The following is a 6,000-nucleotide window of genomic DNA, read 5'->3' as shown; positions in this document are numbered from 1 at the left end:
AGGGGTTATCCCCACAATCTGCGGGTTGCCTGGGTGCATACCGTGGGCCAACCCACAGTATGAGGGGATAACCCCCAAGCGCCTTGAGGCCCGGGGAAGCGGAACAGCCGTCCGCCGTGGTGGGCGGACGGCTGTGGGGGTGGCGAGGTCAGCGGAGTTTTTCGATGGTGTAGTCGATGGCTTGGGTGAGTTTTTCGACGTCGTCGGGGTCTACCGCGGGGAACATGGCGACGCGGAGCTGGTTGCGGCCGAGTTTGCGGTAGGGCTCCGTGTCGACGATGCCGTTCGCGCGGAGGACCTTGGCGACGGCTGCGGCGTCGATCGAGTCGTCCAGGTCGATGGTGCCGATGACGAGCGAGCGTGCGTCGGCGTCCGTCACGTACGGCGTCGCGTAGTCCGACTTCTCGGCCCAGTTGTAGAGCCGGTTGCTGGAGTCCGTGGTGCGCGCGACGCTCCAGTCCAGACCGCCGTTGCTGTTGATCCAGTCGGTCTGCTCCGCCATCAGGAAGAGTGTGGCCAGCGAGGGGGTGTTGTACGTCTGGTTCTTGCTGGAGTTGTCGATCGCGGTCGCCAGGTCCAGGAACGCCGGGATCCACCGACCGGACGCGGTGATCTCCTCGACCCGCGCCAGGGCGGCCGGCGACATGATCGCGATCCACAGTCCACCGTCGGCGGCGAAGCACTTCTGCGGTGCGAAGTAGTAGACGTCGACCTCGTTCAGGTCGACCGGCAGACCACCCGCGCCCGAGGTGGCGTCGATCGCGACCAGCGCACCTTCGTCGACACCCGCGACCCGCTTGACCGGCGCCATCACGCCGGTCGAGGTCTCGTTGTGCGGCCAGGCGTACAGGTCCACGCCGGCCTCGGCGACCGCGACCGGCCGGGTGCCCGGGTCGGACTTGATCACGCTCGGCTCGCCCAGGTGCGGCGCGAGCTGCGCGGCCTTGGCGAACTTCGAGGAGAACTCGCCGAAGCTCAGGTGCTGGCTCTTCTCCCGGATCAGCGCGAACGTCGCGATGTCCCAGAACGCGGTTGAACCGCCGTTGCCGAGTACGACCTGGTAGCCGTCGGGCAGGTTGAACAGATCCGCCACGCCCTGCTGGACCCGGGCGACCAGGTTCTTCACCGGCGCCTGACGGTGCGAGGTGCCGAGCAGCTTGGCGCCCTCGGTCGCCAGCGCCGCAACCGCCTCCGGGCGAACCTTCGAAGGACCGGCACCGAAACGTCCGTCAATCGGCTTGAGCTCTGCGGGGATGATGATGTCGCTGGTCACCAGCGTTTCCCTTCGTCGTCTGGCTGAATTCCTCGCCGACGACGCTGTCAGCAACCCCCAGTCTTCCACACCCCCGCCACACCCCCGTAACAACCCCCGAACCCCGGACCCCTTCCCTGTACGCCGCCAGCCCCGCCCGCCGAGCTTTCGCGTGCGAAGCGTGTGCTCACCTCCTGCTGGTGTGCTTCCCCCACTCCTCTAGCAATGGGGTAACCGTGCCAGGAGGAGGTGAGCCCACGCTTCACCAGGTGACTACTCGTGTTTGCGGGTGGTGCGTTCTTGGCCGGTGAGGAGTGCTATTGGGCCGGTGTCGGTGGTTTGCCATTCGCCGCAGGGGCCGCCGCCCTCGGCGATGTCGAGTTCGAGGGAAGTGCCGTCCATCCGCAGTGCCGGGTGGTAGTACTCCGCGACCTTCTCGGCTTCGCCCTGGATGTAGTGGCCGATCAGTGCCCGCCGGAACCGATCAGTGGTGACGTTGGGCGCACTGCCGTGCACGAGAGCGCCGTGGAAGAACAGCACGTCCCCCGGCTCCATCTCCACCGGTACTGCGGCAGCCGTCTCCGGCAGCGGCACGGTGATGTCGGTGAAGCTCACCTTGGTGTCCGCCTTCTCCGTGCAAAGGATCGGCCACCGATGACTCCCCGGCACGACCTCCAGACACCCGTTCGCCTGGTCCACCGGATCAAGCGCCATCCAGGCCGCCACGCAAGTACCAGGCTCGGCCTTCAGATAGAAGTTGTCCTGGTGCAGCGCCTGCCCACGCGACCCCGCCGGCTTGAAGTAGAGCATCGTCTGTACGGCGTACGGCGACTTGTCGAGCAGTGTGGTCAGGACCTGGTCGATGCGTGGGTCGATCAACCACTGCAAGGAGATGTCGTCCCACCGATGCATCTGCGCCATCCGCGGATACCGCCGCAACGGATCCCGGCTCCCCGCCGCGACGCCGGACTCGTCGCCGGAGTACGAGCCACGTCGCCGCAGCATCATGTAGTGGTCCCGCAGCTCCTCGGCCTCGTCCCGCCCGAACAATCCCCGCACCAACGTGTACCCCGAACGGTCGAACTCGTCCTTGAACGAAACGCTCATCCACAACTCCCGTGCTCGATCTGACACACTGATTCTCCGAGACCATCAACACCAAAGCCACGGTGGTTCGACGCAAGGACTTGAGGTTTTGACGCATCAGCGACACTCCGCCTCACAAAGCAAAGAGAAGGAAAGGGGAGGGGAGGGGGCTGATGCTCTCGCCAAAGGACAGCCGTTAGCTCTGCGGCTGGTCTCCCCGCCCACCTTCTGGCGGTGCGAGCCGAGCTGGTCCTGGGTGTCACGCCCGTTGCCGGACCACCTGCTGTGGTGCGTCCTGGACGGCATCGGCCGACTGGAACTCGACAACCGGACGACGGAACTAGCCCCAGGGACCTGCGCAGTCTTCGCTCCAGGCGACGCACCGACGGCGAATCACGACCCTCGCAGACGGCTCCTGGTCTTCGGCATGCACTTCGAGGCGCACCCGGCGGACGTCGTACCGGAGCAGCGGTGGGGAGACGTGCAGGATCGCGTGCTGCTCGGTGCGCTGGCGCGGAGTTCGGATTCGGCGTACCGGCGGGGTGATCGGTTGGGGGAGCGGCAAGCGGAGCTCTGCTTGGAGCAGTTCCTCTGCCTGATCTGGGAGGCAGCGCACGGGACAACAGCGAGCAGTGTCGATACAGCGATCGAGGAGGTCGCTCAGGTGATCCGCCAGGATCCCGGACGCGACTGGAGTGTGCAGGAGATGGCTGCGCGCGCCTCACTCTCGCGGGCTCAGTTCACTCGGAGGTTCGTGGCGCAGAACGGTATGGCGCCCGCGCAGTACCTGATCAAGGCACGGATCGACAGAGCACACCAGCTACTGACAGAGACCGGCATGACCGTCACCCAGGTTGCAGCAGCCCTCGGCTATGCGGACGTCCCCTACTTCAGCCGCCAGTACAAGCAACGCACCGGCCACTCACCCAGCACTGCCAGACCCCGCCGCAACGCCTAGCCGGCACGCCAGCTTTCAAGCACCTGATCCAACTGCTCGCGGATCCGCTCGCGTGCCTCGGAGCGGGCCACACCGGCCATCAGCAGTTCGTCGTACGGCGTGTTCTCGTGGCGGATCGATGCGACCACCGCGAGCGTGACTGCGTTCTCCTCCAGAGCGCGTCCGGCAGCTGATCTACCGACTCGCCCACTACTCCGGGTCCCCGCATGCTGAGCAATCGCCTGTGCACGGTCGGCCGGGCAGCCAGGAAACAGCCGGGAGATCTCCGAAGCCATCCGCTCCTGGAACTCGACATCCTCCACAGCGCGCTTCTCCCGAGCACGTTCCCGCTGCCGCGCCCGTACGTCGGAGTCGGCAAGGCACTGTTCTTCGGCAACCTCCAGAGCGGCCTGCTCGACCAGCACGCCCTGCCGCTCGTACCGTTTCCGCCTCCGACTCCACTGCACCACGATCGCCGACAGCGTGCTCGCCTTCCGCGCCCGTCGGGTGAGTGCCGTATTGCCCGACAGCAGGAAGACCAAGTGGTCAAGATCCATGCAGGCAAGGCAATGCGGCGCGTCGTCCTCCAGCCGCATCAGACCGGCTTCGTTCGTCCCGCAGTCCGCGCAGGTGAACTCCTTGAGCGGCGAGATGACCAGCAGGTCGTCAGGCTTCAGCTTCGGGGCAGGACTCACGGCACCGATCCTCTGTCGCAGGAGGGCGGCTACGCCCAGTCGGGGTTCCAGCCTTCGATGGATGTTGCCGGGCGGGTGTCGGGGCCGGAGTAGATCGCCGACGGGCGGATCAGACGGCCGGTGCGCTTCTGCTCCAGCACGTGCGCGCTCCACCCCGCAGTACGGGCGCAGGTGAACATCGAGGTGAACATCGGCGGCGGCACCTCGGCGAAGTCGAGCACGATCGCGGCCCAGAACTCGACGTTGGTCTCCAGCACCCGGTCCGGGCGGCGTTCGCGCAGCTCGGCGAGGGCGGCCTTCTCCAGTGCCTCGGCGACCTCGTAGCGCGGTGCGTCGAGTTCCTGTGCCGTACGGCGAAGTACGCGGGCGCGCGGGTCCTCGGCACGGTACACGCGGTGCCCGAAACCCATCAGCCGCTCGCCGGCGTCCAGCAGACCCTTCACGTACGAACGGGCGTCACCACTCTTTTCGACGCCCTCGATCATCGTCAGCACGCGCGCCGGCGCACCGCCGTGCAGCGGACCGGACATGGCGCCCACAGCACCCGACAGGGCAGCAGCGACGTCGGCGCCGGTCGAGGCGATCACCCGGGCGGTGAAAGTCGAGGCGTTCATGCCGTGCTCGGCAGCCGACGTCCAGTACGCGTCGACGGCCTTGACGTGCTTGGGGTCCGGCTCGCCGCGCCAGCGGATCATGAACCGCTCGGTGATGGTGGAGGCCTTGTCCACCTCGCGCTGCGGGACCATCGGATGCCCGATGCCGCGCGCCGCCTGAGCGACGTACGAGAGTGCCATCACCGCGGCGCGGGCCAGATCGTCGCGGGCCTGGGTGTCGTCGATGTCGTACAGCTGCCCGAGTCCCCAGGCGGGACCGAGCATCGCCAGCGCGGACTGGACGTCGACCCGGATGTCGCCGGTGTGCACCGGCAGCGGGAACGGCTCGGCCGGCGGCAGACCAGGGGTGAACGCGCCGTCGACGAGCAGGCCCCAGACGTTCTCGAACGGTACCCGGCCGACCAGATCCTCGATGTCGACCCCGCGGTAACGCAGCGCGGAGCCCTCCTTGTCAGGTTCGGCGATCTGGGTGTCGAACGCGACGACACCTTCGAGACCGTGCTGAACCTCGGTTTTCGGATCTGACATCAGCCGCTGACTCCCTTGTCGATGATGGCGCCCAGGAAGCATAAACTCGTTTCTGGTGGCGCCAAGGCAGCATAGTTCGCTGGCTCGCCGCACGGACAGATCTGTGACTCGTTCGGCGATTACGCTCGCAGCCATGCGTACCAAGTCGAACCCTCTGCTCGGGCTGCCGGTCGGCGTCGTGGTCGCCTGGGCCGGCGTCGCGGTGGTCAACTACGCCGGCGTCAAGCTGAACCTGCTACGGACCGTGCGATTCGAGAACAGCCTGTCGGGCGGCATTCCCTGGGTGCTGCTGATCCTGGCGGCGTCCCTGGTGGTCGGTCTCGTCCTGTCGATCCGCCCGATCGCGGGAGGTGCTCTGCTCGGTGCCGGCGGCATGCTGACGCTGGTGGGCGTCGCTGTTTACCTCTTGCCGCTCCGTCAGGCCTTCAACCTGTCCAAGCTGTTCGTCATCCCAGGTACGAACACCGCCGGCTACATCGTCTGGGACGGCTCGGTGGTGTTTGTCGGTGCTGTCCTGCTGGCGCTGGGCGTACGACGCGTGGCCACCGATGCCCGGCGTACGCCGCAGCCGTTGCAGGACGGTCCGGGCTACTACCAACCCGGCCAGCAACTACCCACACCGCAGTACCCAGGCCAGCAGTACCCCGGGCAGACGTTCCCCGGTCAGCCGAATCCCGGCCAGCAGGGTCAGTGGCAGCATGGACAGCCGCCTCAGGATGGTCCGCCGCACCGTTGATCTAGTGCCCCGTGTCGGAAGTTCCGTTGCGCTACCGGCGCCCAGGCACGCGCCTCACGGCAGCGGAGGAAAGGCCACGATGGAAAAACATCGAGGCCTTCCCTCCGCCACCGCGAGGCACGCACCTGAACACCGCTATCGCTAACGGAACT

Annotated in this window: 6 protein-coding genes; 2 read left to right on the top strand and 4 right to left on the bottom strand. The window is 66.8% G+C overall.

Annotation, left to right across the window (positions count from 1 at the left end):
* Positions 1 to 148 precede the first annotated feature (148 nt).
* Together serC and ABZ004_RS26815 are read right to left on the bottom strand one after the other, a co-directional pair.
* Complete coding sequence (gene serC, locus ABZ004_RS26820) at positions 149 to 1,273, bottom strand: phosphoserine transaminase (RefSeq protein ID WP_355683817.1); 1,125 nt, start codon at positions 1,271 to 1,273, stop codon at positions 149 to 151.
* 252 nt (positions 1,274 to 1,525) lie between these two features.
* Entirely contained in the window at positions 1,526 to 2,359 is an 834-nt protein-coding gene (locus ABZ004_RS26815; protein ID WP_355683816.1) for a phytanoyl-CoA dioxygenase family protein, read from the bottom strand.
* Between the two features lie 235 nt (positions 2,360 to 2,594).
* Between ABZ004_RS26815 and ABZ004_RS26810 the strand changes: the two genes are divergently transcribed.
* Entirely contained in the window at positions 2,595 to 3,296 is a 702-nt protein-coding gene (locus ABZ004_RS26810) for a helix-turn-helix transcriptional regulator (RefSeq protein WP_355683815.1), read from the top strand.
* Here the strand turns inward: ABZ004_RS26810 and ABZ004_RS26805 are convergent.
* Together ABZ004_RS26805 and ABZ004_RS26800 are read right to left on the bottom strand one after the other, a co-directional pair.
* Positions 3,293 to 3,970, bottom strand: a complete 678-nt coding sequence (locus tag ABZ004_RS26805) for a DUF2293 domain-containing protein (protein ID WP_355683814.1) — start codon at positions 3,968 to 3,970, stop codon at positions 3,293 to 3,295. The two genes, ABZ004_RS26810 and ABZ004_RS26805, sit on opposite strands and share 4 nt — an antisense overlap.
* A 29-nt stretch (positions 3,971 to 3,999) precedes the next feature.
* Positions 4,000 to 5,112, bottom strand: coding sequence for a citrate synthase 2 (locus ABZ004_RS26800; protein WP_355683813.1), 1,113 nt, complete (start codon positions 5,110 to 5,112; stop codon positions 4,000 to 4,002).
* 133 nt (positions 5,113 to 5,245) lie between these two features.
* On the opposite strand from ABZ004_RS26800, the gene ABZ004_RS26795 reads away from it, so the two are divergent.
* The gene (locus ABZ004_RS26795; protein WP_355683812.1) at positions 5,246 to 5,848 is read left to right on the top strand and encodes a hypothetical protein; all 603 of its coding nucleotides are present in this window, start codon (positions 5,246 to 5,248) and stop codon (positions 5,846 to 5,848) included.
* The last annotated feature ends 152 nt before the right edge of the window (positions 5,849 to 6,000 follow it).

The organism is Kribbella sp. NPDC006257 (assembly GCF_040613535.1).
Taxonomy (GTDB): Bacteria; Actinomycetota; Actinomycetes; order Propionibacteriales; family Kribbellaceae; genus Kribbella.
The sequence above is the reverse complement of the archived record's forward strand: the minus strand, read 5'-3'. Positions and strand labels throughout refer to the sequence as shown.